The organism is Bacillus sp. THAF10, from assembly GCF_009363695.1.
Lineage (GTDB): Bacteria > Bacillota > Bacilli > Bacillales > Bacillaceae_I > Sutcliffiella_A.
Window position 1 is genome coordinate 2,327,602 of record NZ_CP045403.1, and the last position, 26,629, is coordinate 2,354,230.

Below are 26,629 nucleotides of genomic sequence, written 5' to 3' on the forward strand. Positions count from 1 at the left end.
TTACATATAAAAAACCTCTGAGAATATGGTTCCTCAGAGGTTTGGTGGATTAAAATTGCGTATAGGAAAATAAACAGTGTCCGTTACGGAAATTTTCACTGTTTTGCAATTAAATCCTTCTCCCATCCAGACTTTCACTGTCGGCCCTGGAGTTTCACCAGATCCACCGCAATTTTCGATTCGAAAATTGCGGGTCACGGACTAAGAAGCAATAGCTTCATCACCGCCGGTAGGGAATTTCACCCACCCCCGAAGGACATTATATGTAGTTTTTATCTATCATTATTATCTTAGCATATCTTCTACAAAAGAGAAATTTTAAACAATAAAATACCAGTAAATAATGCCCCATATTAAGGAAGCACCAAGTAAAGATCCCAGTAAAATTAAATTCTTTTTATTCATAGGTGGTACCCTTCTTTCGCTTGAAAATTACCAAAAAAATAAGAGAGCATCTCTGCTCTCTCATAATAGAGCTAATTAAGCATCCATTACTTCCACTTTTTCCATCGTGTCTCCGTTTTTCATGTTTCTAGCTGTTTCAAGACCAGAAGTCACTTTTCCAAAAACAGTGTGAACACCATCTAAGTGTGGCTGTGGCTGATGCACAATAAAGAATTGGCTTGAACCAGTGTCTTTACCTGCATGTGCCATTGAAAATGCTCCAGCTTCGTGCTTACGAGGGTTTCCTTCTGTTTCACACTTAATAGTTGTGCCGCTTCCGCCAGCACCTGTACCAGTTGGGTCTCCACCTTGACTTACAAAGCCAGGGATTACACGGTGAAAAGTTACACCGTTGTAGAAGCCTTCGTTTGCTAGTTTCTCAAAGTTTGCCACTGTGTTTGGCGCTTCATTTGGGTATAATTCGAATTCAATTTTTTCGCCATTTTGCATTAGTATGTAACCTGTTTTTGCCATGTTCAAAACACTCCTTTTTATTAAAATGAACCAGCTTTTATCATACATGATTCTTGAATGAAAAGGAAGTAAGATGGGTGGAGAGGAGACTTTTCGGTTGTGGTAGTTACTACTGGCCTTTATTTTAAGCTTTGAAGTCTCTATTCCTTGCAGCTATCGTTTTGTCCGAGGAATTTGCATTCGCCTCTCGTTTTGTCCGACATCTTCGCCTTCAAGACTTCTTTTCCCAACAAGACACTATTTTTTGTCCGATATCTTCTTCTTCAAGACCTCTTTTCATACCAAGACACCATTTTTGTCCGATATCTTCGCCTTCAAGACCTCTTTTCCCACCATGTCATCATTTTTGTCTGATATCTTCGCCTTCAAGACTTCTTTTCACACCATGACACCATTTTTGTCCGATATCTTCGCCTTCAAGACCTCTTTTCCCACCAAGTCGCCATTTTTGTCCGATATCTTCTTCTTCAAGACCTCTTTTCCCACCAAGTCGCCATTTTTGTCCGATATCTTCTTCTTCAAGGCCTCTTTTCATACCAAGACACCATTTTTGTCCGATATCTTCGCCTTCAAGACCTCTTTTCACACCAAGTCACCATTTTTGTCCGATATCTTCCTCTTCAAGACCTCTTTTCACACCAAGCCGCCATTTTTGTCCGATATCTATTTAGCCCCCTAACTGATTTGGACACCTACTTCAAAAGATATTATCATAGAAGTATCAAAGGAGGAGTCCAAATGAGTAAACGTAATGGACCGATGGAAGATGTAAAAAAGCAATATGTGAGAATGGCACTTGAATCTGGGAATACTGCTTTTATCGCTAGGAAAACTGGAGTGAGCAGTTCTACTCTAGGTAATTGGATAAGACAGTATCGCGATGAAATAGAAGCAGAGATGGAAAAAGACGGTGTTAGGCCACTTTCAGAGTCTACTTCTACTCAAGAACTTCAAAAGAAGTATGACCATGCCATGAAACTTTTAGGTGAAAAAGAACTAGAGGTAGCGATGCTTCGCCAAATGGTAAAAAAAAACTTACCAACCTTTCGGAACAAATAACTTTCGCTAAAGAGTGGATTGACGAGGGATTCCCTGCCAGCCGTGTATTAAAGTATGCTTCCATTACTCGTTCTACTTATTATTACCGTTTGGCCAATCCACCAAAAGCTAAGGTTCCTACAGGGGGAAGACCTATACCTGGCTATTCCCTGAACAGAAAGACGAAAAAGAAAGTAAAAGATACGTCAATCAAAGTGTATCTCATGCAGCTTATCGAAGGGGAAGAAGAGATATACGGATATAGGAAGTTAACAAAAGCTTTAAGAAGAAAACATCATCTCATTATCAACAAAAAGAAAGTGTATCGTCTATGTAAAGAGCTTGATATCTTGATGCCTCAAAGGGAAAAGAAGCAGAAACACCTACGCAGACTCGCAAAGAATCGTAAGATTACAGGTCCTAATCAGTTGTGGCAAGTAGATATTAAATATGGATATGTGATGAATTCTCGCCGTTTTTTCTATCTTGTGAGCGCAATAGATGTGTTTGATCGAAAGATTGTGGGGTACTATCTTGGGAAGACGTGTGAAGCGACTAAAGTTACCAAGATGTTGATGAAAGCTATGATGAAACGTGGTGTCAAAATGACATCAGCTGAAGAAGTTGGACAAGGGGAAAGTAGACTCATTATTCGTTCAGATAATGGCCCTCAGTTTATCAGCAACCATTTCCAACAGTTTAGTGAGGATAAATTCGAACACGAACGAATTCCACCAAAATCACCAAATATGAACGCTTATATAGAGTCTTTTCATAGTGTGCTTGAAAGAGAATGTTATCAGAAAAACGAATTTATAACTTTTGATCATGCGTTTAATACTGTGGATGCTTATATTGAATTTTATAATAATAGAAGGTATCACGGCAGTTTAAACGACTACAGTCCAAGTGAGTATTATGCCAAATGGTTGGCAAAATCCATGGATCCAGTAGAGCTAACGATGTAACGTTTACCCCGAGAAGAAAGGTTAAAGCGATTCACTTTAACCTTTCTTCTCGGGGCAACCAAGCGCAAGCGCGGTAGAAGATTAAAATAATGAGATAACCCTAGTAAATAGTAGTATGTGTCCAAACTTAGGGGGTTGAACCGATATCTTCGCCTTCAAGACCTCTTTTCACACCATGACACCATTTTTGTCCGATATCTTCCTCTTCATCACCTCTTCTCCCACTATGTCACCATTTTTGTCGAACATCTTCGCCTTCAAGACCCACCATGTCACCATTTTTCGCACGAAAACTTCCCCTTCAACACCTCTTTCCGCCCCACAAAAAAAACCGCCAGTCCTCATTCTACCAGCGGCGTACGAAATATTTATTTACCAACTTTACTCTTACTCTCATAAGGAATATCTAATCGCACCAAGTCTTCAAAAGTCTCTCTGCGAATAACCAATTGTTCCTCCCCGTCCTCTACAAACACAACTGCTGGTCTTGTGATTCGGTTATAGTTATTGGCCATCGCATATCCGTATGCTCCTGTACAAAATACTGCCAAGAAATCCTCATGATTTGCTTTAGGCAATGGGAGATCCCAAATAAGCATATCTCCTGATTCACAGCACTTTCCTGCGATAGAGACGGTATCATCAGCCTTATCGTGCACACGATTTGCTAACACAGCCTCGTATTTTGCTTGATAAAGTGCCGGTCGGATATTATCGGTCATTCCACCATCTACCGCTAAGTAGTGACGAACATTGGGTATTTCTTTTTTAGAGCCGACAGAATAAATTGTTGTGCCGGCATCTCCGACTAAGGAGCGCCCTGGCTCAATCCAAATTTCCGGCATCTTCAATTCATGCTCCGTAACAAAATCCTGCACATCTGAAATTATCTCTTCTACATACACAGTAGCTGGAAGAGGGTTGTCTTCCTCTGTATAACGAATGCCAAATCCACCACCAAGGTTTACTACTCTTGCTTCAAAGCCATCTGTTTCCTTCCACCCTTTTAAGGTGTCAAAAAGCTTCCCTGCTGCAAGCTTAAATCCAGTGGTTTCAAAGATTTGCGATCCGATATGGCAATGAATACCTAAAAGATCTAAATGGGAGGCAGTCATTGCAAGTTTCATCGCTTCACTAGCTTGACCACTTTGTAGGTCGAATCCAAATTTAGAATCCTCTTGGCCTGTTAAAATATAATCATGAGTATGCGCATTTATCCCCGGGGTAACACGAAGCAAAATTGGCATCACATAGCCAAACTCTTCACAAACGTCCTGCAGCATGGACAGCTCTAAGAAGTTGTCCACTACCACACAACCAATTTTATTTTTCACGGCCATTTCTAGCTCTTCCAAACTCTTGTTGTTTCCATGAAAATGAATTCGCTCTGCTGGAAAATCAGCTACTAGTGCTGTGTATAGCTCTCCACCAGACACAACATCAAGCGATAATCCTTCCTCTTTTACAAGCTGAAACATAGCTACAGATGAAAACGCTTTGCTCGCATATGCAACTTGAGCTTTCACGCCAAGATTCTTGAAAGTTTTTTGAAAATCTCTTGCCCGCTCTCGAAAAAGTGCAATGTCATAAATGTAGAGTGGTGTCCCATATTGCTTAGCAAGCTCTACAGTATCCACTCCCCCAATTTCCAGATGTCCTTTAGTATTTACTCTGCTTGTTCCATGAAAAAACATTTGCCTTTTCCCCTCTTACGATTTATTTGTATGTAGCTCTACTGATACCATATTCCAAAAGGAAACTTTCCGAATGTGTATAAGCCCTGCTTTTAAAAAAAGGCGTACCTATCACAACTACAAGCAACAGCTAAACAAGAATATTTAGCTGCTGTTGTGTGCTTTTATTCTGTACTTGATTAAACTAAACTTACCACAACTGCATTTCTCTATCAAGTGAATATTCACACTATTGTTATTGTGGCTGACGGAATCTATTCCTTGGGTGTACAATGCTTGGTCGCAATTTCGCTCCAGGAGTACTTCTCCTGATTAATATCATAAATAATGCTTTGGGACTAAATGGAATGAATGGCCATAAATATGGTGTGTTTAACGACCTCGTACCAGCTAAAAATAAAATGTAGACAGTCACTCCAATCACTAGTCCTGGAACCTTAAATAACGCAACTGATACTAGGAGTAGAAGCCGGACTATTTTATTTGCCACACTCAGCTCATAACTTGGAGTGGTAAAAGAACCTATGGCTGCAACAGAAACATAAAGAATCACTTCTGGAACAAACAAGCCCACATCAATGGCAATTTGTCCGATTAAAACTGCCGCGATCAAGCCCATAGCGGTAGAAAGGGCTGTTGGAGTATGAATGGCAGCTAGTCGTAAAAATTCTATTCCTATGTCCGCTAAGAAAATTTGAAAGACAACTGGAATGTTGGACTCTTCATTTGGTCCAATAAAGGCGATCTGTTCTGGAAGGAGACTTGGTTCTAAAATCATCAAAAACCATAACGGCAAGAGAAACAAGGAAGCGAGTATTCCACAAAAACGTACCCAACGGACGAAAGTTCCAACTGCCGGAGACTGTCTGTACTCCTCCACATGCTGAATATGATGAAAAAATGTGGTGGGAGTGATAATGACACTTGGTGAGGTATCGACCATGATAATGACATGACCTTCTAGTAAATGGGTAGCAGCAATATCTGGTCGTTCTGTATATCTTACAAGCGGATAAGGATTAAGCCCTTGCTTTACAATAAACTCTTCCACGGTTTTATCAGCCATCGTCAAACCATCAATGGAAATGTTCTTGGCTTCTTTTCGGACAACATCTACAAGATCAGGATCTGCAACATCCTTTATGTATGCTAAACAGATATCTGTTTTAGAACGCTCACCAACTTGAAAAATTTCATAACGGAGACGTTCATCCCTAATTCTCCGTCGAGTAAGAGCTGTGTTCACAATGATGTTTTCAACATACCCATCGCGCGCCCCACGGACTACTTTTTCTGTATCAGGCTCCTCAGGGTTTCTGCCAGGATAGGAACGAGTGTCTATTACAAAACCACTATCCTCTCCCTCAAGAAGGATAACAATCAAGCCACTTAAAACCTGATCTACTACTTCATCCAAGTATTCAACGGATTGAACCTGCTGATTCACTAGACGATTTTGAACAATTTCCTTCACCTTATAGGTTTTTCGTTCCACATCATTTATGTGCAAAAGCTCTTCCATCAGCTCAATAATGTACATCGTGTCGCAAAGTCCATTCACATAGTAAATGTTCAGCTCTCTACTGAGAATGGTAATTTTACGAACTCCAAGGTCAAAGCTTACATCAAGGCCAACATGGTCTTTAAAGAATTTTTCGTTATTCGTCAATTTCGGTGATATCGGCGTTTTTTCCATTCCATTGTGAGACATCATACCCATTCCTTTCTAAAATAATTTCTACTGCTTTACATGTAATGGGGGCTCCCATTTTCACATCATCTCTTCTGGCCATTTTTCCAATGTCACCTATCCCGACAATGAGAGGAAAATGAAGCTCATCCAGACAATAGACCGTATCACCGTTTATTCTTCCTATATCCATCTCTTGTATTCCACTTTTATCAACACCATGGGAAGATACATGTAGCTCTCTGTCAATGGTCAGATGGACTTTTGTCCACTCTGACTGGTGTGTCTTTGATGCAACAGCAATAACACCGAGCACCTCCATTTGAGGATGGGTTGCGACATACCGTAAAGCTTTTTCTCCCGCTCCCTCTCCTAAAAAACCACTATCATCAAACATGACAAAAACAGGTTCACTTTTCGCTTGCAGGATAAGCTTAACCAACTCCTCTCCACCTAAACTGGTTGGATTCCCAAAAGAAGCTGATATGCATCTCCCGCCATAACGAGTGGCAACATATTGGATGGTTTTTTTTGCATAAACATCTCCATCTGTAACTAAGATGACCCGTTTTTTTATCATGAAGACCTATCCTTTCGGCTTAAAAATAAGCGCCACTAGAAAAGCAAATAGAATGCTTGCTGAAATACCAGCTGAAGTTAGTTCAAAAATCCCCATTCCTATTCCAATAAAACCATGTTTTTCTGACTGATGCATGGCACCGTGTAAGAGAGAATGTCCAAAGCTAGTGATAGGAACCGTGGCTCCTGCTCCAGCAAAATCGATTAGCTTGTCATATAACCCAAATCCATCTAGGATTGCTCCTGCTACTACAAAGGAGCTCATAACGTGAGCTGGTGTCAATTTGGCAACATCCAGTAAAACCTGTCCAATCACACAAATTAATCCACCAACTAAAAATGCGATTAAGTATTCCATTTAAGTTTCCACCCTTTCTAGCACCACCCCATGAGCAATGGTTGGGATGGATTCTTTTTGTTGAATCATGGTTGGACTTAAAAGGGCACCAGTTGCTACTACTAATATTTTTTTCATAAAGCCTGTTCTCAGCTCATTTAGTAAATGTGCATAGGTGACAACTGCACAGCAACCACAGCCGCTGCCTCCAGCAAATACTTTTTGATCTTGCCTGTATATCATCAATCCACAATCGCTGTGTTTAATGGAAATATCATACCCTTCTTCTTTGAGCAGTTCTTTTACAATAGGGCTGCCGACACCTGAGAGGTCACCTGTAACAATTAAATCGTAGCTGTCAGGATGCTCCTGTAAATCCTGAAAATGGGCTTGAATGGTATCAGCCGCGGCTGGTGCCATAGCTGCCCCCATATCAAAAGGGTTGGTGATGCCAAGATCAATCACCCTACCAATGGTGGCTGAGGTTATTCTAATGGGACTAGGCTCCCTACTTAGGAGTGCGGTACCGGAACCCGTGACAGTATAGGTTGCGGATGCTGGTTTTTGTCCGCCGTATTCCGTAGGGTAACGAAATTGTCTTTCTGCCGTGGCATTATGGCTGCTAGTAGATGCAAGAACTCTATTTGCAAAGCCTCCATCAACCATTGCTGCTCCAACGGCTAACGTTTCCATGGAGGTGGAGCATGCTCCAAACATACAAAGAAAAGGAATTTGATGGTGCCTTGCCACATAATTGGCGGTGACATTTTGATTCAACAGATCTCCTGCTAAAAAAAAATCGATGTCACGATATTCTAAGTTCATTTTAGACAAGCATTCGTTAATAGACTGCTCCATCAGTCTTCTTTCAGCAAGCTCCCAATTATCCTCCCCGCAATGAAGCTCTTTATAGGTTTTATCAAAAAGCTGGCCTAATGGTCCTTCCGCTTCTTTCGGTCCAACTGCTGTTCCACTGGAATTGATATAAACGGGATTTTCAAACACCCAGCTTTGCTTTCCAACTAACCGCATAAAGAGTCCTCCTAACCAAAAATTTGATGAATAAGATACCGAAAAATACCGACAACATAAGCAGCAACAACACCAAACACAATGACACTACCTGCAAGCTTGAACATATTTGTGGCAGCACCTAAAACCAAACCTTCACTTCGGTGCTCTAATGCTGCACTTGTCATCGAGTTAGCAAAGCCAGTTACCGGAACGGCCGAGCCAGCACCAGCAAATTGACCGAGTTTGTCGTAAACTCCTAAGCCAGTTAATAAGGCAGAGATAAGAATTAAAGTTGCAACTGTTGGATTTCCGACGTTTTCTTCAGAAAAATCAAAGGCAAACATATAAAAATTTTGGATTCCTTGCCCTATCAAACAAATAAATCCGCCAACTACGAATGCCTTTATACAATTAATAAGATAAGGAGGCTTCGGTTGAAACTTTTTGATGCTTTGTTGATAATTTCTTTTCATTTTCGCTCCCAATCTCTAATCAGCTCCTTTCTTTTACAAATTGACAAACACGAGCCAGTGATATAAAGAACCAATAATTTTCCCGAAAACGATGGCCATCAGTAGAATTGCCATTTGACCATCCACTCCAATTCGTTTTGCCAAAATCGGTAAAACGTTGAGCACTTCTGTTAAAGCTGCTGCAAGGAGACCAATAAAAACGCCGCAAAACAAACCGATAGGGATAGCTAGAAAGGAGGGAAAATGAAATGTAACATGATTTAAACTAATCCAGCTTCCAAAAAGTGCCCCTCCAATCACTCCCCATTCGTAGCTATGCAGAAATTTCACTGTTTTGGTAAGCTGTGTGAGCCTTGGGATGATACCTAACACTGCTAAGAATGCAACAAACCCTGAACCAACAGCCAGCCCCCCTGCCAATCCTAAAAACACAACAAAAATGATGTTAATGGTCATCAATTTTTTTTGAATTCTCCTTTTGTTCATGCATGATGACATATTGATCTAAGTCTTGTTGATAATTGAACATTTCTACTTCAAGGGGACTTGGCTCTTCATTTATCCTTTTTCTAAACACATGATTAAAAAACAAAACCATTCCTAATCCCAAACCGATAGAGTACGGGATTTGCAGTAATAATGGTTTTTCATCATCCAAACCTGTAATGGTTTTGAAGATCTTTTGATGCACGACTCTCATACTTACATCCTCATGAAAATTCATGATGGCAAGCGCTGCACCAAGAAATAATAGGAGCCAAACAGCAAGGAAAAACATCGGTCGGAATTGTTTTGACTTGTATGGAATTTCTACAATTGTTTGGGCAGGACCAAATGTTTGAATATCAAGGCTAGAATCTAATTGGTGCAGCTTTTCCATGACTTTCATCACATCTAACACCTTTATCGATTTATCTTTGGCTGATAGCTTGTAAATTTCTAATCCGCTAACTTTATTAATGATTTCTTCCTCTGCTACTAACTGTGCAATATCCTCCAACCTTACTAATTTCTCAGGTCGAGCTTGAATCCGATGATGAAGGCGAATGTACAACGGTTTTTCCATTTTCCAAACACACCCTGCCAAATTATTATGTATGTGTAGTATGGGTTACTGGGTGATTTACCATGCAAAGGAAAAATGCACGCCAGGAATTTCCACGCCTAAAAGTACAAAAAGCCCACTGAATCGTTTTTTTGCATGATCGATTCAGTGGGCTTCCTATCTATTCTATTATGTTCTTCACACTATCACGTAACATCAATTTTGTCGGAACAACCACTTTTTTTGAAATGGAGCGCTTTGTATTCATCCGTTCTAAAAGAAGTTCAACCGCTGTCTCACCCATAAACTCAGTATGAACTTTTACCGTAGTTAATGGTGGATGAAGGAATGCTGAAGTAGGGATATCGTTAAAACTTACAATGGAGATTTCCTCAGGAACCCTTACCATCTTTTCATGAAGTGCTCTTAAGCATCCTACCGCCATGGAATCACTTCCAACTAAGTATGCTGTGGGACGTTCGGACATAGAAAGCGCCTCTTTCATAAGGCGATACCCATCCTCTGCTGTAAATTTACCTGTATGAAGAAAAGAAGGATTATATAAATTGCGCATGGACATATATTCAAAGAAAGTCTGTTCTCTCTCATCCTTAATTTTCTCGGTGCCATTAAGGTACTCAACACCGCCGATATACCCTATTCTCGTATGCCCTGCTCCTTGCAAGTACTCCAAGACTTCAAGTGTAGATGTCCGAAAGTCACTTACTACAGAGTCATGCTCCTGATTTTTCGGAGAATAATCGACAAACACAATGTGATCGGTACCCTTTGAAATTCTGTCTATTTCTGCTTCTCCAAATTTCCCAAGAGCTATGATTCCATCTAATCCTTCCAACCATTCCGTCTCAAAATTATCGCCTTGCTTGAACAACTTCACAAGTTCCATTTTACGTTGGAAACATTCCTGTTCTACACCGAGCCTAATGGCCATATAATAAGGGTCTCCTAGCTCCTGCACTTCTGAATACCAGTGAATTAGCCCTATTCTCATTACTTCTTTTGAAGAGGGTTGTTGAACATTCCTCTCACGCAACGTTTTGTAATTTAACGATTGCGCTACTTCAAACACACGTTTTTTCGTCTCATCAGCTACAGATAGCGTTTCATCATGATTTAGCACTCTTGATACAGTTGCAATTGAAACACCGGCTTTTTCCGCAATATCTCTAATGGTTGCCATTGCATTCTCCCATCCCTACATATGTTACCGTTATCCTTGATTTTGTCTATCAGCTTTTACAATTTTACTTTCATATGGTTGTAACGTTATTTCTTGAAAAGTCTTCACACTTTCCGAGTGATTCATCAAGAAAATATAGGTTGATCCATTTGCCTTCCTACTATAGACTTCTACACCTTTTTCAGAATTCTGATATGGAATAGAATGGTCTCTTATTGTTTCAACAGCGAAATCCTCTAAGATATCTTCTTCGATACCTCCACCGATGTAATAAACGGTCCCTTTTTCAAACGTATTCTTCGTAATAGCCGCCTCTGGGAAAAACGGGTCATCATAGCGATATAGAATTTCTGCTGTTGTAGGTGTAATAATATCTCTCCATGTAGTACATTGACCTGTTCGTCCTTCATACTTGCCTTCTCCATTAATTTTAACGGATTGATTGGCAGAAAGCGATTCAATTTCATGAATTGTAATACCAGATATTTCAGCAGCGTATCCAGGTAAAGCTTTTTGGAAATGAATGTTATTATTTTTATCCTTTATTCCAGTTCGGTAACTGAAGAACACCGTCCCTCCTGATGAAACAAATTCTTTTAATCGTTGACCTAGTTCTTCGTCAATAAGTTGTAAAGTGGGAACAAGTAACACTTTATATTTCGAAAAGTCTCTGGTGGTTGGTACCACATCTATGTTTGTGTTCAGGTTATAGAATGGTGTGTAAAGGCGTAATGCCTCATTCATGAAATCATAGCTTTCTGTTTGAGTCTGGTATCGCCAAGACCAAATATTATCATAGTCATATAACAAAGCTATGTCTGATTCGATAGGACTTTGGAGTACTTCCTCGTATGGTCGAATCGTTTCAAAAACAGATTGGACTTCTTTATACTTTCTTCCATAATGGTTATCATGATCTACCACACCATAGCAGAATTGTTCCGCACCTTTGGTCATTCCTCTCCAACGAAAATAGAGAAGATCTGTACAACCGTGGGCAAAAGCTTGATAGCTCCACATTGCTGCTTGATTTGGCCTTGGGAGATATCCAATGACATTATGCCCTTGTGCACCCATGAGCTCTTCGACAATCCAATAATTCTTATCGAGCAAGCCCCGATTAAAGTCATGGTTTAGGGCAATAGCTGCTGGTGGAATTGGTTCTGCTAGGCCACCCCATACAGGATAGTTATCATATGAAACAAAATCCATCGGCTTGACGTTTTCTTCATGATCGAACCATTTATCAAAAAAGCCGCCTGATACATTGGTTGTCACTTGCTGATGTGACCCTTTTAACTTTTTGACAATAGCAGTTTGCTCATGAGCAAAACGATTAACAGAAAAGGAACGAAATCTAGCCCAATCCAGTTCCAACGAAGGATTATGTGTGGTAATGGTTTTCGTTGGCATGGGCACTTCTGAGAAATCATTATAGGTTTGTCCCCAGAATATGGTGCCATAGGCTTCATTTAGATTAGAGATAGCGTGATATTTTTGCGCAAGAAATTCATGAAAGCTTTTATGACATTGTGCGCAATAGCACATATCACTTCCTTCATGGCCAAATTCATTATCAATTTGCCAAGCTACAATTGCTTCCTCATTATGATAATGCTCCACCAGCTTGCGAGTAATGGCTGCGCTATAATCTCTGTATACTTTTGAGTTGAAGCAATATTGACGCCTCCCTCCAAAGACACGCTTCTTGCCGTTCTCATCTTCTGATAAGACGGACGGTTCTTTATGGGCAAGCCAGGCTGGAAAAGTGGCAGTAGGTGTACCAAACATAATAGAAAGCTCTTGTTTTTTAGCTATTTCAATCACTTCATCAAAAAATGAAAAATCAAATTCGCCTTCTTTCGGTTCCATCAAATGCCATGCAAATTCTCCGATACGAATGATGTTTGCCCCAAGGTTTTTTATTCCCTTTAAATCTTCCTCGAGCATTTCTTTTGGCCAATGCTCTGGATAATAGTCTACTCCCAAATACATGTTATTCTCCTCCCACCTTCATCTCAAACCACCAAGAAGATTCCCTTCCTGGTTCCACGCTTGAAGCTTTTTTGATTGCATGAGCAACATAGAGATTGTCATACACGCCTGTGCACGGCTCTAAGGCAATATTGTAATCGCCACGATAGCCACCTTGCGTTTTCCAGACGGCAAGATACGGAATTTTCTCAGGTGGATATTCATACATGAGAAAAGCTCCAGTGGCCATATCTTTTACTCCACATTTACCTGACTTTGCTTTTTCCAGAAAATAGTACTTCTCGCAATTCCCAGCTTCAACTGCCTCGACTTTCGATAAATCAAGCAAATCACCAGTTTTGATTGACGTTGTCAAAGGGTAAGAATGGATGGTCCCCCACTCACCAAGATGTTCTGACCCATGCTCTACACTCATGATGGTTTTCATGTGCGATTCTGTAAGAAATTCAGTTGATGTAGAACAATGGAGTAGAGCGTGAGGGGTCCATATATAATAGAACGGACGCTCGTTATCCAAATTGATGACTCGATAGTGAAAATGAAGACCATTACTTTTTAAACGTATGTCTTTACAAAGAATATAAGGAAAAACTGGACTTTTCACCTTTAAAGAAAGAATCTCATTCTTTGTTTCCATTTCCCATGGCAAAGCCCATACCTCTCCATGATCTGGAACCTCTTTACCACTTTCTGGACATAGACAACGGTCAATACTAGGAAAAACATCATCAAAGCCACTAGAATCATAGGCACTGAAATCTGCACCATATGGAGGGATTTCAAGTGATGCTTCTTTTGATTGAAAAAGCCATTCCTTGTTTCTTTTCTTATCGATAAAAGAAGCTAACTTCCCACCATAATCAGGTAGAAAAATCGCTTGAATTGACTCATTTTCCAAAATCACGCATTTTAGACCTTTGAAGGTACTTTTTCTCATACTCCCACCTACTTACAAACTGTTTATAAATTGATCGAGTGCTTCCATTCCATGAACATCCTGTTTAAATACTCCAGCATGCTCCAAAACTTTTTCAAACTTATAACCAACCTCGTTCTTTATAACAACTGGCCAGTCAGCAGGATATACATTTTTATATTTCTTCTTCAATTCTTTGTACCACTCATAATGCTTTTTCATCTTTTCTTCCCAATGATGCACAGGAGTATCTGCAATTAAATACTCCTCAAGCAGCTCCAGTTCCTCCTTCAATCTACCTGGTAATACAGCAAGCCCCATCACTTCAATCAAACCAATGTTTTCTTTTTTAATGTGATGTAACTCTGCATGAGGATGATAGATACCATCCGGATGTTCTTTTGAGGTTTTATTATTTCTCAGTACCATATCCAGCTCAAATAACTCTCCACGTCTTCTTGCGATAGGCGTGATCGTATTATGAGGTATTTCGTTTGAATGTGAATGGATGTTCAACTCATGATTATCGTAAGAAAGCCAAGTTCTCCACACTTTAATAGCATGTTTGAGAACATCCTCTTTTTCACCTGTTATTCGTAATAATGACATTGGCCACTTTACCATCCCAATGGTCACATTATCTTTCCTATACTCTTTTAAGATAGGTGCTCTTTCAATAGGAAAGGAGTAATGCCCCCCTTGGAAATGGTCATGTGAAAGGATGGACCCTCCAACAATTGGTAAATCTGCATTCGATCCAATAAAATAATGTGGGAACCATTCCACAAATTCAAGTAATCGGCCAAAGGTGTCACCTGAGATCTTCATAGGTACATGTTCATTTCGAAAAACAATCGAATGCTCCTGGTAGTAGAGATAAGGAGAATATTGCATAAACCATTCTTCCCCATTAAGAGTTACAGGTATAATTCGATGATTGGAACGGGCAGGATGCGCTAGTGTCCCCTTGTACCCCTCGTTTTCTTTACAAAGCAAGCAAACTGGGTAATTGTTTTTAGGTAATGATTTTAGTTTTTCAATTTCCTTTGGATCTTTTTCCGGTTTGGAAAGGTTGATTGTAATATCCAAATCCCCATATGATGTTTTTGTTTTCCACTCTACATTCTCTGCTATTCGATCTAAACGAATGTAATTGCTCGCCTTACTAATATGATAAAAGTATTCTGTCGCTGCCCTAGGGCTTTCCTTATAGCGCTCTTGGAAGGTTCTCGCAATTTCAGAAGGCCGTGCCAAAAGGCAATCCATCAATTGAGCTTCTAAAATGTCTCTTTCAGTTAGGGTGTTTTCTGAAAGTCTATTATTTTCATAGCTCCAATTTAAAATAAAAGAAATATCATAATGAAAATCCTCACAGTGGTTAAATTCAAAAGAAAGCTCGCTACTTCCAGGCAAGTTGAGAACCCCATAAACACGATTGCGCACGTAGTTTTTATCACGTTCCATAAACAGCTTCATCTCTTGCCCATATTGAAGCAATCTTTCTATTTTTTCATAGATATCACTGTTCACCATGCTAACTCACCTCATGTATTAAGATTTCTTTCGCTCCTTCTCCAACCTTAGCTATATAAAATTCTGCTTCCCAGCCTATTTTCTTTTGATACTCTCTTCCTACTTCCTTTATAAAACTATTAACTTTTCTGTCTGCTACAATGTTGACAGTGCAGCCGCCAAATCCTGCTCCGGTCATCCTTGCCCCAATGGTTCCTTCTTGTTCTCTTGCTAACTCTACTAAGGTATCCAGCTCTAAACCAGTAACCTCGTAATCTTCTTTTAACGATTGATGCGATTCATTCATTAACACACCAAATAGTGCAAGGTTACCCTCACTCAAAGCTTGTGCCGCTTTTTTCGTTCGGTGATTTTCTGTAATAACGTGTTGCACTCTTTTTATCTCCGTTGCTTCTAGCAGGTGCCCATATTCCCGTAACTGCTCCAAAGTAATATCAGATACTGTCTCAAGAGGAATGACAGATTTTAATTTGGATAAGGCAGACTCACACGATTCTCTACGCTGATTGTAGGCTGAACTTGCCAAGCCTCGTTGCTTGTTGGTGTTAGCAATTACGATCGAATAATTTTCAAGCTCTAATGGCAAATATTCATACTTTAATGAATCACAGTGCAGCATTACAGCATGATGATTTTTCCCCATACCAATCGCAAACTGATCCATTATTCCGCAATTAACACCGATAAAATGATTCTCTACATCTTTAGCGAGCTTTACCATCTCAAGCATGGAAAACCCTGCCTCAAATAATTCATTTAACATCACGGCTGTTACCAGTTCAATGGACGCAGAGGAAGAAAGGCCCGCCCCATTTGGTATGTTTCCTTCAAAGGCAATATCAAGTCCAGTCACCTTCACACCTTTATGATAAAAAGCCTGAATGACGCCTTTGGGATAATTTGCCCAATCATCTTTTGCTTCATAGGAAAGCTCATCTAACGAGAAAGAGATAATGCCTTTATCAGGGAAATTTTTTGAATAAAGGCGAAACTGCCTGTCTTCTCTTTTTTTAACACTAGCATAAGTGCCAATTTCTAAGGCACATGGCAAGACGTAGCCTCCGTTATAATCGGTATGTTCTCCAATCAGATTTACTCTTCCCGGAGCAAAAAACATTCTAAATGGACCTTTTGCATCAAACGTTTCATTCATTGTTTTTATTAATGTTGATGGTAGTGTCATTCCGTATTCCTCCCGTCTACCGCTTCCAAAACCCAAACCTTTGATTGATAGTCTCCTAGTAGTTGTGTTTGATTGTTTTTCCCTGTACCTGTAAATAACGGAGGAACTTGAAGTCCAATATTCATTAGTTCATCTCCAAGATAGGTGATGTACTCCCCTTGAACCTGGTACATTTGATCAGAATCCAAGCCATCTAACGGAATGGAAACAAAGCTAGGATTAGGAACTGCCATTTTTCTATAAAAAGCGACAATGGCTTTCTTTTTATCAGGAGAAACCACCATCCATGCCGTATCATTGGATTCAAACGGACTTTTCAGCCTGAAAAATGTCCCATATTGTAGCAAGTGTCGGTGCTTTTTATAAAATGCCACCTGCTGTTCTACTTCTTGTTTTTCTTCCTCTGTAAAACTTGTTGCATCAAGCTCATAACCAAATGCACCAAACATGGAGACATGAAACCGTGTCAACAGGCTTGTAATTCTTCCAGTTTGATGATTTGGTACACTTGAAACATGTGCTCCCATCATAGAGGATGGATAAGCATAAGAAGTGCCGTACTGGATGTTTAGCCGCTCTATCGCATCTGTATTATCACTTGTCCAGGCTTGGGGCATATAATAGAGCATTCCCGGATCAAATCTATTGCCTCCACTTGCACACGATTCAAATAATACTTCTGGAAATTCCTCTGTAAGCTTCTCGAGCATCGTATACAAGCCGAGAATATATCGGTGTGCTACCTCCCCTTGTTGAGAGCTATCTAGAAAACTTGATCCGATTTCCGTCATGTTCCGATTCATGTCCCATTTGACATATTCAATGTTTGCTGAGGATAGAATATCTCTTAATCGATCTAAAATATAGCACCTGACCTCTTCTTGAGTGAGATCTAAAATATATTGATTTCTCCCGTGTGCATGCTTGAATCCTTTGTGTTTCAACACCCATTCGGGATGCTTTTTATAGAGCAAGCTTTCCTTTGAAATCATTTCAGGCTCAAACCATAAGCCAAATTTCATGCCTCGTGCATTTATGTTTTTCGCTAATCCACGAAGTCCACTTTTTAACTTCTTTTTGTCTTCAAACCAATCTCCTAAAGAGGAGGTATCGTCATTCCTATTTAAGAACCACCCATCATCAAGAACGAACAGCTCGATTCCCACGTCGCTAGCTACATCAGCAATACTAAGAAGCTTGTCTTCATCAAAATCAAAATAAGTTGCTTCCCAATTATTGATAAGAATAGGACGTTCTTTATCTCTCCAAATGCCACGGGCAATATGCTTTTGCAAAAAATGATGCAGTGACTGACTCATACCATTAAAGCCTTTATCCGAATAAACTAGCAATGCTTCTGGGGAATGAAAACTTTCGAATTTTCTCAACTGCCATCGAAAGTCAAAAGAGTTGATGCCAAGATAAGCTCGTGCTGTTTCATAGTGGTCCACTTCTACTCCAGCTAGAAAATTACCGCTGTATACAAGACTAAATCCATACACTTCCCCACTGTTTTCATTTGTATCTCTTTTGGCAAGTGCCATAAATGGGTTATGCTGAGAGCTGCTTGTTCCTCTTTTACTATCTATCGATTGCACACCATGCTGTAACTCGCGTTTATGGAGATGTCTTTCACGAATCCAAGCCCCATCCAATTGGAGCATGGTATAATCTTTTGTTGGAAAATCTACACTAGCGCTTAATAATCTATTAATTTCTATATGCTTTGGGCCATTGTTTGTTAATCTAGAGCTTCTAGTCACCATGTTTTGTTTCTCAAATACCGTGTAGAAAAGTTCAAGCGTTGCTGGTTGTTCACTATCTTCTAAAATAATGGTCAAAGTAGTAGCGTCCATATCATTCTCTACATAGGAGGATGGCAAACCATTAATACCAGGCTTTCCTTTTTGAACGTTAAAGCTTTTAAATCGAAAATCGCTTATTCTACTTCCATTTTCATACCAAAGTTGAAGTGCTGGCTCTCTAAAATCCGAGCTTCCATACGTAGGATACTCCTGTTTGATGGCTTCTAAAGAATATCTGCCGTTCCCTTCAAAAGGAAAGGTTGCGTTTCCAATGTCTTCATTAGGCCGGACAACTAAATGAGAAAAGCTGTTACGATGCGTTACCTTTTTTCCATAATAGAGGTGCTCCAACTGATCATTTTCCATGACATGAAATAGATAGCTGAAATCTTTTCCTTGAAGATGGAATTGTAACGAGTCTTCATTTATGAATATTGGCATCTACCATCTACTCCTCTACTATTACTTTACTGCACTACCAAGCATTCCTGAGATAAAGTGACGCTGCAAGGCAAGAAAGAACACGATAATTGGGATAGTTGCCAATGTCACCCCAGCCATTACCTGACCATAGTCAATTCTTGAAAGTCCAAATAAACTTGATAATGCAACAGGCATTGTATACATATCAGTCGTTGCTGTTGCAATTAACGGCCATAGGAAACTGTTCCACTGAAACATGAACAAGAAGATGGCCGTTGCTGCAAGAGCAGGTTTCATAGAAGGCAACACAATACGGAAGAAGATTTTCCACTCACCAGCTCCATCAATTCTTCCTGCTTCAATAAGGGAGTTTGGAAAGGCCAGCATATTTTGTCTCATCAAAAATATCGCAAAAGGATAAGCGAGATTTGGTAAGATCAACGCTTTGTATGTATTAATCCAGCCAAATGCCACCATCATTTTAAATAACGGAACAACTGTTGCATGATATGGCACCATCATAGAAAGTAAAAAGATAATAAAGATGATGTTTCTTCCTTTGAACTCAAACTTTGCGAACGCATAGGCTGCCAATGTACAAACAATTAAGCTAATAATCGTGTAGGTGCCTGCAACAAACATAGAATTGAACATTACCCTGCCAATCCCGATAGAGTTGTTCAAGTTGGTGACATTTTCAATCAACTGATTTCCTGGTAATAATTCTGGTGGCTTAGAGAACATTTTTCCACTTGTATTGGTCGCACCTATCACTGCCCAGTAAAAAGGGAAAAGAGAGACAAGTGCACCAAGTCCTAAACCAATATATAAGAATACTTTGTTTAATGCTTTCGTATTTTTCTTCATTTGTCATCCCCCGTCACTTTAAATTGAATAAAGGAAACGATCGCTATAAGCACAACGATTACATAGGCGATCGTTGATGCATAACCAAAGTCGAAGTAGCGGAAACCAGTTTGATACAAATACATCCCTAAAGTTAATGTTGCATCACTTGGTCCACCCTTTGTTAGTACAAAAGGTTCATCAAATAATTGAAGCGTACCGATTGTACATAGAATGGCAGTAAAGAGAATGACCGGTTTTAATTGTGGAATGGTGATAGAAAAGAATTGTCTAATTTTCCCCGCACCATCCATACTTGCTGCTTCATATATTTCATCGGAGATATTTTGTAGTGCAGCTAAATAGATGACCATGTTGTATCCAGCCCATCTCCAAGTCATCGCAATGATTAAAGAAGCCTTTGCCCAAAACGGATCTGATAACCATGGGATGCTTTTCAGTCCTAAGGCATTAATTAATTGATTGATTACCCCATCATTCATTAGCATAATGGAAAAAATAATCGAATAAGCAACTAATGAGGTGACAGCTGGCAAGAAAAAGGAAACTCTGAATAATCCTTTTATTTTTAACATTGCCGAGTTTAAAAGTGTTGCCAGAATCAAAGCTAGGAAAAGCATAATAGGAACTTGAATAATTAAAATAATGAACGTATTCTTCATTGCTTTCCAAAAGATTTGATCGGTCAGTAAACGTTTATAATTATCCAAACCGTTAAATTCCATCGCGCCGCCTGTACTTGTTTGAAAACTTAGTACAAATGAGTGCAGGATGGGATAGAGCATAAATACGGAGAACAAGATAACGGCCGGAGCAATAAATAGATAGGGTATATATTTCGTTCTCATAGTCATCCTACTTTCTTTAGGGAGTGGAAACAGATTATACAAATTAGCAGTTAAACAAATGTGGCTGACTTAACAGCAGTCCCCACTTTACTTTGAAGTGTCTACTAAACTATTAGTCAGCCATTTTTCAGGACAGATTAGTGCGAATTAACGTCACGCTGTGTTCGATCACTCAAACGTTTTGCAGCTTCTTCAAGTGCCTTCTTAGGATTTTTGCCGTTAAATACATCTGCCTGAGCCTTGATGGATTCGTCAAGCGCAAGAGAGTAATCTTTTGTATAATAAGCGGTTGGAACATCACTCATCTCATCAGCAAACAGCTTCCAAATATCCTGGCCTCCAAAGAAATCAACTCCACCAGTGAAAACCTCAGAATCATAGGTGGAAGAAAGAGATGGGAACAGACCGTATTTATCCATTGCCATTAATTGAACATCTTCATTTGTGGAAAAGAACTCCATAAAGTCATAAGCGAGATCAGCATTTTTGGAGGCTGCAGGAATCATCCAGCTACTTCCTCCTAAGTTGGAAGCACGATTTCCGCCTTCTTCAAAAGCAGGTAGCAAGAATACTCCCCAATCACCTTCTGAATCTTTTGCCTGATCCACAATTGTTCCATAATACCAAGCACCAAATGGAATAGTAGCAACCGATCCATCAATAGTGGAGGATACGACCCCATTCCAACCATCAACATCCTTGATAAGCTCTGCATCATCGAATTTCTTTAACATATCCATTGCTTGTACTGCCTTTGGATTCGTCAAATCGATGTTTCCTTCCTTATCAAAATAATACGCATCAAGTTGATTTAACATCATGCGAAAAGTTGGATCGTCTTTGAATTTGTCCAAAGGCATTGCGTAAGCTCCTGTTTCCTCTTTTATTTTCTTCCCTGCTTCTAAGAACTGATCCCACGTTTCAATGGATTCTGCATCCACCCCTGCTTGTTCAAAAAGATCTCTGCGATAGAACATGCCTCCAGGTCCAGCATCAAAGGAGAATGCATAAACTTTTCCATTTTTTGATGTTAACTCCTGTTTGAACGGAGGAAATAATTCTATATGTTTATCAAACCCTTTATCAGAAAGATTCACAAATCCTTCTGGAAATGCTTCCACATAGCCTTGGATACGATCGTCCTCTACTAGGACAATATCAGGAAGGCCAATTCCTCCAGCAGCAAGGCCTGTTGATAATTTATCATATACATCCAAGCGGCCAATATCCTCTACCTTTAGTTCAAATCCAGGGTTTTCTTCCTCAAACTTTTTTGCAGCTTCTTCTAAAGCACCAACATTAACATTCCAAGCCCATGCAGTGATGGTCTTGTCTCCTTTACCAGAAGCATCGTCCCCCCCACTGCAACCAGCAGCAATCAACACGACAACAAAAAGTGTGATAAATAGCTTTGAAACATTTTTCATTTAATATCCTCCCCTTCTGTTTTCTTTAAAGCACTTCATTGTAAACGGATTCATAAATAAGTAAAAATTTTACTAAGTTAGAAATTTGATAATGTCGTAAGCTAAAGAAGGAATTTTCTAAAAGTAAACGTTTACAACTCTTGGTGAAAATTTTAGTAAAAATATTTAATTGTGTCAATAATTTTATTATTTTTTTTACTAAAGTGTAATAGCAATGCAATATAAAAAACCGCATGGACATCATTCGTCCATGCGGTCTTTCATTTGTTGTAAGATTTTCTTTTCCAAGCGGCTTACTTGTACTTGAGATATTCCAAGTCGCTGTGCCACTTCTGTTTGGGTTTGGTCTTTATAGTAACGCAGATATACGATGAGCTTTTCTCGCTCATCAAGCTCTTCAATGGCTTCTTTTAATGCAATCTTGTCAAACCAGCGATGCTCAGAATGATCCGCAATTTGGTCCAACAGCGTGATTGGGTCACCATCATTTTCATACACCGTTTCATGAATGGAAGAAGGCGCTCTTGCAGCTTCTTGGGCAAGCACCACTTCCTCTGCTGTTATTTCTAAGAACTCAGCGATTTCATTAACGGTAGGTACCCGTCCATATCGTTTAGAGAGCTCATCCTTTGCTTTGCGGATTTTGTTAGCAATCTCCTTTAACGACCGGCTCACCTTCACACTTCCATCATCTCGAATGAATCGTTGAATTTCCCCAATGATCATGGGGACTGCATAGGTTGAAAATTTCACATCATAGGAAAGATCAAACTTATCTACAGATTTTAACAACCCAATACAGCCTATTTGGAACAGATCATCTGGCTCATAACCTCTGTTCATAAACCGCTGAACAACAGACCAGACAAGGCGCATATTCTTTTGGACAATCATGTCCCTGGCTTCCTGTTCTCCGTCCTGACTGCGCTGAATCAATTCTTTTACTTCATGATCTTTTAAGTATGTTTGTGCTTGGTTTTTAACCTCGACATCCATAGGCTTGGCTCCTTAATTACAAAGCGCTTTGCTCTTAGCTAAATACTTGGTCATATGGATGGAGGTGCCGGTTTCTTTAGATGAGTGAATTTCTACATGATCCATAAAGTTTTCCATAATGGTAAACCCCATACCAGAACGCTCGAGCTCAGGCTTAGTAGTATACAATGGCTGTCTAGCTTCCTCCACGTCGTCAATGCCCATACCTTTATCTTTTATGGTGATATGGACTGCACCGTCTTCTAGTTCAACAGAAATATAAACAAAAGCATTCGGATCATTATCATAGCCGTGAATGATTGCATTGGTTACTGCTTCTGAAACTACTGTTTTAATTTCTGTCAGCTCATCCATAGTAGGGTCTAGCTGCATAATGAATGCGGCAACGGTCACCCTTGCAAAAGATTCATTTTGACTAATAGCTGAAAATTTCATATCCATGACATTTTTCATTACGCCACCCCCAATTTCTCAAGGGCATTTTGTTCACTTTCTTCAAGGCGGATGATTTTGAATAAACCCGACATTTCAAACAGCCTTTTAACAGCTGGGGAAATGGAACAGACCACCATTTCTCCACCATTACTCTTAATCTGCTTGTAGCGTCCGAGGATCACTCCAAGTCCAGAGCTATCCATAAAGGACAAATGCTCGAGATTCAAAAGAATATGAGAAATCTGATGTTTTTCTATAATCGCTGAAGCTTGTTCCCTAAGGTTTTCAGCTGTATGGTGGTCCAATTCTCCTGCTAAGCGAATGCAAAGAACATTTTGTTTAACTTCTAAATCAACGGCAAGACTCACTGTACGTTCCTCCTTGTGGAAACTTTGTTCAGTGAGTCCTTTTCGCTATTTGTTTTCTAAAATCCTGCCTACAGACAAAACTAGTGTTCTTTCGCTAAAATGTGTGATAAAGCTACCTTCTTGTTAATCTACCTTTGTAAAATGACCCATCGATCGCTTGAACAATTGCCACCAGCTCGCTTCCATACTATCGGAGCCTGCAACTAAGTCACTTTCTGAAACCACCTTGCCACCTTTTTTCAAGACAAGCGTCCCAACTTTGTCACCCTTCTTAACTGGTGCTTTTACTTTTTCATCTACTGTAATAACTTTTTCAACATCATCTACATTTTCGCCCTTTTTGGTTAGAACGGAAATGGGTTCACTAGTCACGGCATCGACTTCTTTTCTTGCACCTTTACTTACTTCCACCTTCTCAACGGCAATGTTTCGCTTGTACATCGGATGAGTTTTGTAGTGACTAAATGCATAATCAAGCATATTGGTGATTTGTGCGTTGCGATCTTTAGGAGTCGGCGCACCAAACACAACTGCTATCACGCGCATGTTATCTTTTTTTGCTGTGGCCGTTAAGCAGTATTTTGCTTCCTGTGTAAATCCAGTTTTCACACCGTCTACACCAGGGTAAAAACGAACCAATTTATTTGTATTTACAAGCCAGAATTTTTTTTCTGAATTTTGTCTGAGATAGTCTTCATATTGACCTGTATATTTTGTAATAGCTTCGTATTTCAGTAATTCTTTTGCCATCACTGCCATATCGTTTGCTGTGCTATAATGGTCCTTCTCTGGTAGGCCTGTTGGGTTTTGGAAAAGTGTGTTATTTAAACCCAATTCCTTCACTTTGGTATTCATCATTTCTACAAAGGCTTCCTCAGACCCGGCAATTCGTTCTGCCATCGCAACAGATGCATCATTACCGGATGCAATGGCAATTCCGCGTAGCATCTCATCTGTTGTCATTTCTTCGCCAGCTTCTAAGAAAATTTGCGAGCCTCCCATGGAGGCAGCGTACTCACTTGTTCTAATTTTTTCATCCCACGTTAATTTACCTTCATCAAGAGCTTCCATAATGAGAAGCATCGTCATAATCTTGGTCATACTTGCTGGCGGTAATTTCTCGTGTCCATTTTTCTCATATAACACTTGTCCGGTGTCACGCTCAATTAAAATGGCTGATTTTGCATTTTCAGTAAGCTGCACACCTCTTTCTTCCGCCCCTGCAACAGGACTAAATGCGGAAAAAGTAAAAGCAATTGCTATTATTGCGGTTATAAACTTTTTCATCCTTAGACCTCCAATCATATTCCATACTTCACATTTTTTCCAAAAAAGTAGGTTTTATACTAAGTTTTGGAAGGAGAGGAAATATTTTTGGCAGATATAAAAAAAGCAGCCCTACTTTAAAAGCAGGACTGCCTTGTATGATAAAACTACTCTGAAATTGTATCGTATACAAGTGGTGGGACTGTTACGTCGCCGTTTACCACTTTAATGCTTTCATATAGGGCTTCTTTCACTTTCTCGATATCTTCTTGATTGCTGTGGATGGTTGCAAGAGATTCTCCTGCTTCCACTTTGTCACCGATTTTCTTGTTAAGAACGATACCTACTGCAAGATCAATTTCGGATTCTTTTGTCGCACGACCAGCTCCAAGTAGCATCGCTGCTGTTCCAACAGAATCTGCGACGATTTCTGATACCACTCCAGCTTCTTTCGCTTCTAACTCAATGACATGCTTCGCTTGTGGTAATTTTTCCGGGTTGTCCACAACAGAAGCGTCGCCACCTTGTGCTTCAAGGAACGTTTTTAGCGTGTCAATTGCTGCTCCAGAGCGAATAACCTCCTCGAGCATTTCACGCGCTTCTTCTAAAGTAGAAGCTTTTTCAGCTAAAAGAACCATGTAGCTACCTAGCACTAAGCAAAGCTCTTCTAAATCTTTTGGTCCTTTACCTCTTAATGTGTCAATCGCTTCTTTAATTTCTAACGCATTACCGATTGCATACCCAAGAGGCTGACTCATATCAGAAATAACTGCCATTGTTCTACGGCCAACATTGTTTCCGATATCCACCATTGCTTTTGCAAGTTTTTTCGCTTCGTCTAAATCCTTCATGAAGGCACCTGCACCTGTTTTTACATCAAGCACAATGGCATCTGCACCTGCAGCAATTTTTTTGCTCATAATGGAGCTGGCAATTAGCGGGATACTATTTACCGTAGCTGTCACGTCACGAAGCGCGTATAGCTTTTTATCAGCAGGTGTAAGGTTTCCACTTTGCCCGATTACTGCAACTTTATTTTTGTTCACATAATCAATAAATTCTTGGTTATCAATTTCCACGTGGAAGCCAGGAACAGACTCTAATTTATCAATGGTTCCCCCAGTATGGCCAAGACCACGTCCGCTCATTTTTGCAACCGGTACGCCCACTGCAGCCACTAGAGGAGCTAGAACAAGTGTCGTTGTATCTCCTACTCCGCCAGTACTGTGCTTATCAACCTTAATTCCTTCGATAGCAGAAAGGTCAATGGTGTCACCAGAGTTTACCATTGCCATTGTAAGGTCCGCACGCTCTTGGTCGCTCATTCCTTGAAAGTATAGTGCCATAGAAAAAGCACTCATTTGATAGTCAGGGATTGATCCGTCAGTAAATCCTGTAACGATATGTTGGATTTCTTCTGTTGTAAGTTCCTTGCCGTCACGCTTCTTTTGAATAAGGTCAACCATTCTCATTCTGAAACACCTCTGTTTTCTATATTATCACTATTAAACGCTGTAGATTTGCTCAAATGGCTCCGCGTCCTGAGGGGGGATTTATGAGCCTCCTCAGGCTTGGCGCTTCGATGTCTCTAGTCAATCACTTCATTCCCG

At 39.9% G+C, this 26,629-nt stretch carries 26 protein-coding genes and 1 riboswitch; of the genes, 2 read left to right on the forward strand and 24 right to left on the reverse strand.

Annotated features, from left to right (window positions below; translation table 11 throughout):
• Positions 1–110 precede the first annotated feature (110 nt).
• Positions 111–261: riboswitch (FMN riboswitch) on the reverse strand.
• A 219-nt stretch (positions 262–480) separates the two neighbouring features.
• Both FIU87_RS12155 and FIU87_RS12160 read right to left on the reverse strand, forming a co-directional pair.
• Complete coding sequence (locus FIU87_RS12155; protein ID WP_152444842.1) at positions 481–918, reverse strand: peptidylprolyl isomerase; 438 nt, start codon at positions 916–918, stop codon at positions 481–483.
• Between the two features lie 340 nt (positions 919–1,258).
• Positions 1,259–1,504 carry a hypothetical protein gene (locus FIU87_RS12160; RefSeq protein ID WP_152444843.1) on the reverse strand — a complete coding sequence of 82 codons (246 nt, stop codon included), beginning with the start codon at positions 1,502–1,504 and terminating at the stop codon, positions 1,259–1,261.
• 152 nt (positions 1,505–1,656) lie between these two features.
• On the opposite strand from FIU87_RS12160, the gene FIU87_RS12165 reads away from it, so the two are divergent.
• Together FIU87_RS12165 and FIU87_RS12170 are read left to right on the forward strand one after the other, a co-directional pair.
• Positions 1,657–1,977 carry a transposase gene (locus FIU87_RS12165; protein WP_152443397.1) on the forward strand — a complete coding sequence of 107 codons (321 nt, stop codon included), beginning with the start codon at positions 1,657–1,659 and terminating at the stop codon, positions 1,975–1,977.
• 17 nt (positions 1,978–1,994) lie between these two features.
• Positions 1,995–2,924, forward strand: a complete 930-nt coding sequence (locus FIU87_RS12170) for an IS3 family transposase (protein ID WP_253905560.1) — start codon at positions 1,995–1,997, stop codon at positions 2,922–2,924.
• A 368-nt stretch (positions 2,925–3,292) separates the two neighbouring features.
• On the opposite strand, the gene lysA is transcribed toward FIU87_RS12170, so the two are convergent.
• The 22 genes from lysA to FIU87_RS12280 form a co-directional block, all read right to left on the reverse strand.
• Positions 3,293–4,618, reverse strand: a complete 1,326-nt coding sequence (gene lysA / locus FIU87_RS12175; protein WP_152444844.1) for a diaminopimelate decarboxylase — start codon at positions 4,616–4,618, stop codon at positions 3,293–3,295.
• Between the two features lie 235 nt (positions 4,619–4,853).
• Positions 4,854–6,329, reverse strand: coding sequence for a spore germination protein (locus FIU87_RS12180; protein WP_152446538.1), 1,476 nt, complete (start codon positions 6,327–6,329; stop codon positions 4,854–4,856).
• Positions 6,277–6,888, reverse strand: coding sequence for a stage V sporulation protein SpoVABEA (locus FIU87_RS12185; protein WP_152444845.1), 612 nt, complete (start codon positions 6,886–6,888; stop codon positions 6,277–6,279). Before FIU87_RS12185 ends, FIU87_RS12180 begins: the two co-directional genes overlap by 53 nt.
• A 6-nt stretch (positions 6,889–6,894) precedes the next feature.
• Entirely contained in the window at positions 6,895–7,245 is a 351-nt protein-coding gene (gene spoVAE, locus FIU87_RS12190) for a stage V sporulation protein AE (RefSeq protein WP_152444846.1), read from the reverse strand.
• Positions 7,246–8,256, reverse strand: coding sequence for a stage V sporulation protein AD (gene spoVAD / locus FIU87_RS12195; protein WP_152444847.1), 1,011 nt, complete (start codon positions 8,254–8,256; stop codon positions 7,246–7,248).
• Between the two features lie 11 nt (positions 8,257–8,267).
• The gene (gene spoVAC / locus FIU87_RS12200; RefSeq protein ID WP_152444848.1) at positions 8,268–8,711 is read right to left on the reverse strand and encodes a stage V sporulation protein AC; all 444 of its coding nucleotides are present in this window, start codon (positions 8,709–8,711) and stop codon (positions 8,268–8,270) included.
• Between the two features lie 33 nt (positions 8,712–8,744).
• A complete protein-coding gene (locus FIU87_RS12205; protein ID WP_152446539.1) occupies positions 8,745–9,167 on the reverse strand; it encodes a stage V sporulation protein AB in 423 nt (140 codons plus the stop codon).
• Complete coding sequence (locus FIU87_RS12210) at positions 9,157–9,777, reverse strand: stage V sporulation protein AA (protein WP_152444849.1); 621 nt, start codon at positions 9,775–9,777, stop codon at positions 9,157–9,159. Before FIU87_RS12210 ends, FIU87_RS12205 begins: the two co-directional genes overlap by 11 nt.
• Positions 9,778–9,937: 160 nt before the next feature.
• Positions 9,938–10,957 carry a LacI family DNA-binding transcriptional regulator gene (locus FIU87_RS12215; protein WP_152444850.1) on the reverse strand — a complete coding sequence of 340 codons (1,020 nt, stop codon included), beginning with the start codon at positions 10,955–10,957 and terminating at the stop codon, positions 9,938–9,940.
• Between the two features lie 30 nt (positions 10,958–10,987).
• Positions 10,988–12,952 carry a beta-galactosidase gene (locus tag FIU87_RS12220; protein ID WP_152444851.1) on the reverse strand — a complete coding sequence of 655 codons (1,965 nt, stop codon included), beginning with the start codon at positions 12,950–12,952 and terminating at the stop codon, positions 10,988–10,990.
• 1 nt (position 12,953) lies between these two features.
• A complete protein-coding gene (locus tag FIU87_RS12225; protein ID WP_152444852.1) occupies positions 12,954–13,889 on the reverse strand; it encodes an aldose epimerase family protein in 936 nt (311 codons plus the stop codon).
• Between the two features lie 12 nt (positions 13,890–13,901).
• Entirely contained in the window at positions 13,902–15,401 is a 1,500-nt protein-coding gene (locus FIU87_RS12230) for a UDP-glucose--hexose-1-phosphate uridylyltransferase (RefSeq protein WP_152444853.1), read from the reverse strand.
• Position 15,402: 1 nt separating this feature from the next.
• A complete protein-coding gene (locus tag FIU87_RS12235) occupies positions 15,403–16,584 on the reverse strand; it encodes a galactokinase (RefSeq protein WP_301538623.1) in 1,182 nt (393 codons plus the stop codon).
• On the reverse strand, positions 16,581–18,830 hold the full coding sequence (locus FIU87_RS12240) for an alpha-galactosidase (RefSeq protein WP_152444854.1): 2,250 nt from the start codon (positions 18,828–18,830) through the stop codon (positions 16,581–16,583). Before FIU87_RS12240 ends, FIU87_RS12235 begins: the two co-directional genes overlap by 4 nt.
• Before the next feature lie 21 nt (positions 18,831–18,851).
• On the reverse strand, positions 18,852–19,679 hold the full coding sequence (locus FIU87_RS12245) for a carbohydrate ABC transporter permease (protein WP_152444855.1): 828 nt from the start codon (positions 19,677–19,679) through the stop codon (positions 18,852–18,854).
• On the reverse strand, positions 19,676–20,527 hold the full coding sequence (locus FIU87_RS12250; RefSeq protein ID WP_152444856.1) for a carbohydrate ABC transporter permease: 852 nt from the start codon (positions 20,525–20,527) through the stop codon (positions 19,676–19,678). The genes FIU87_RS12245 and FIU87_RS12250 overlap by 4 nt, the downstream gene beginning before the upstream one ends.
• Positions 20,528–20,664: 137 nt before the next feature.
• On the reverse strand, positions 20,665–21,954 hold the full coding sequence (locus FIU87_RS12255) for an ABC transporter substrate-binding protein (RefSeq protein WP_152444857.1): 1,290 nt from the start codon (positions 21,952–21,954) through the stop codon (positions 20,665–20,667).
• 240 nt (positions 21,955–22,194) lie between these two features.
• Positions 22,195–22,950, reverse strand: a complete 756-nt coding sequence (gene sigF / locus FIU87_RS12260; RefSeq protein WP_152444858.1) for an RNA polymerase sporulation sigma factor SigF — start codon at positions 22,948–22,950, stop codon at positions 22,195–22,197.
• A gap of 12 nt (positions 22,951–22,962) precedes the next feature.
• A complete protein-coding gene (gene spoIIAB / locus FIU87_RS12265; protein WP_152444859.1) occupies positions 22,963–23,403 on the reverse strand; it encodes an anti-sigma F factor in 441 nt (146 codons plus the stop codon).
• Positions 23,403–23,753, reverse strand: a complete 351-nt coding sequence (spoIIAA, locus tag FIU87_RS12270; RefSeq protein WP_152444860.1) for an anti-sigma F factor antagonist — start codon at positions 23,751–23,753, stop codon at positions 23,403–23,405. Before spoIIAA ends, spoIIAB begins: the two co-directional genes overlap by 1 nt.
• Positions 23,754–23,876: 123 nt before the next feature.
• Positions 23,877–25,040, reverse strand: a complete 1,164-nt coding sequence (locus FIU87_RS12275; RefSeq protein WP_152444861.1) for a D-alanyl-D-alanine carboxypeptidase family protein — start codon at positions 25,038–25,040, stop codon at positions 23,877–23,879.
• Between the two features lie 146 nt (positions 25,041–25,186).
• A complete protein-coding gene (locus tag FIU87_RS12280) occupies positions 25,187–26,491 on the reverse strand; it encodes a pyrimidine-nucleoside phosphorylase (protein WP_152444862.1) in 1,305 nt (434 codons plus the stop codon).
• Positions 26,492–26,629 lie beyond the last annotated feature (138 nt).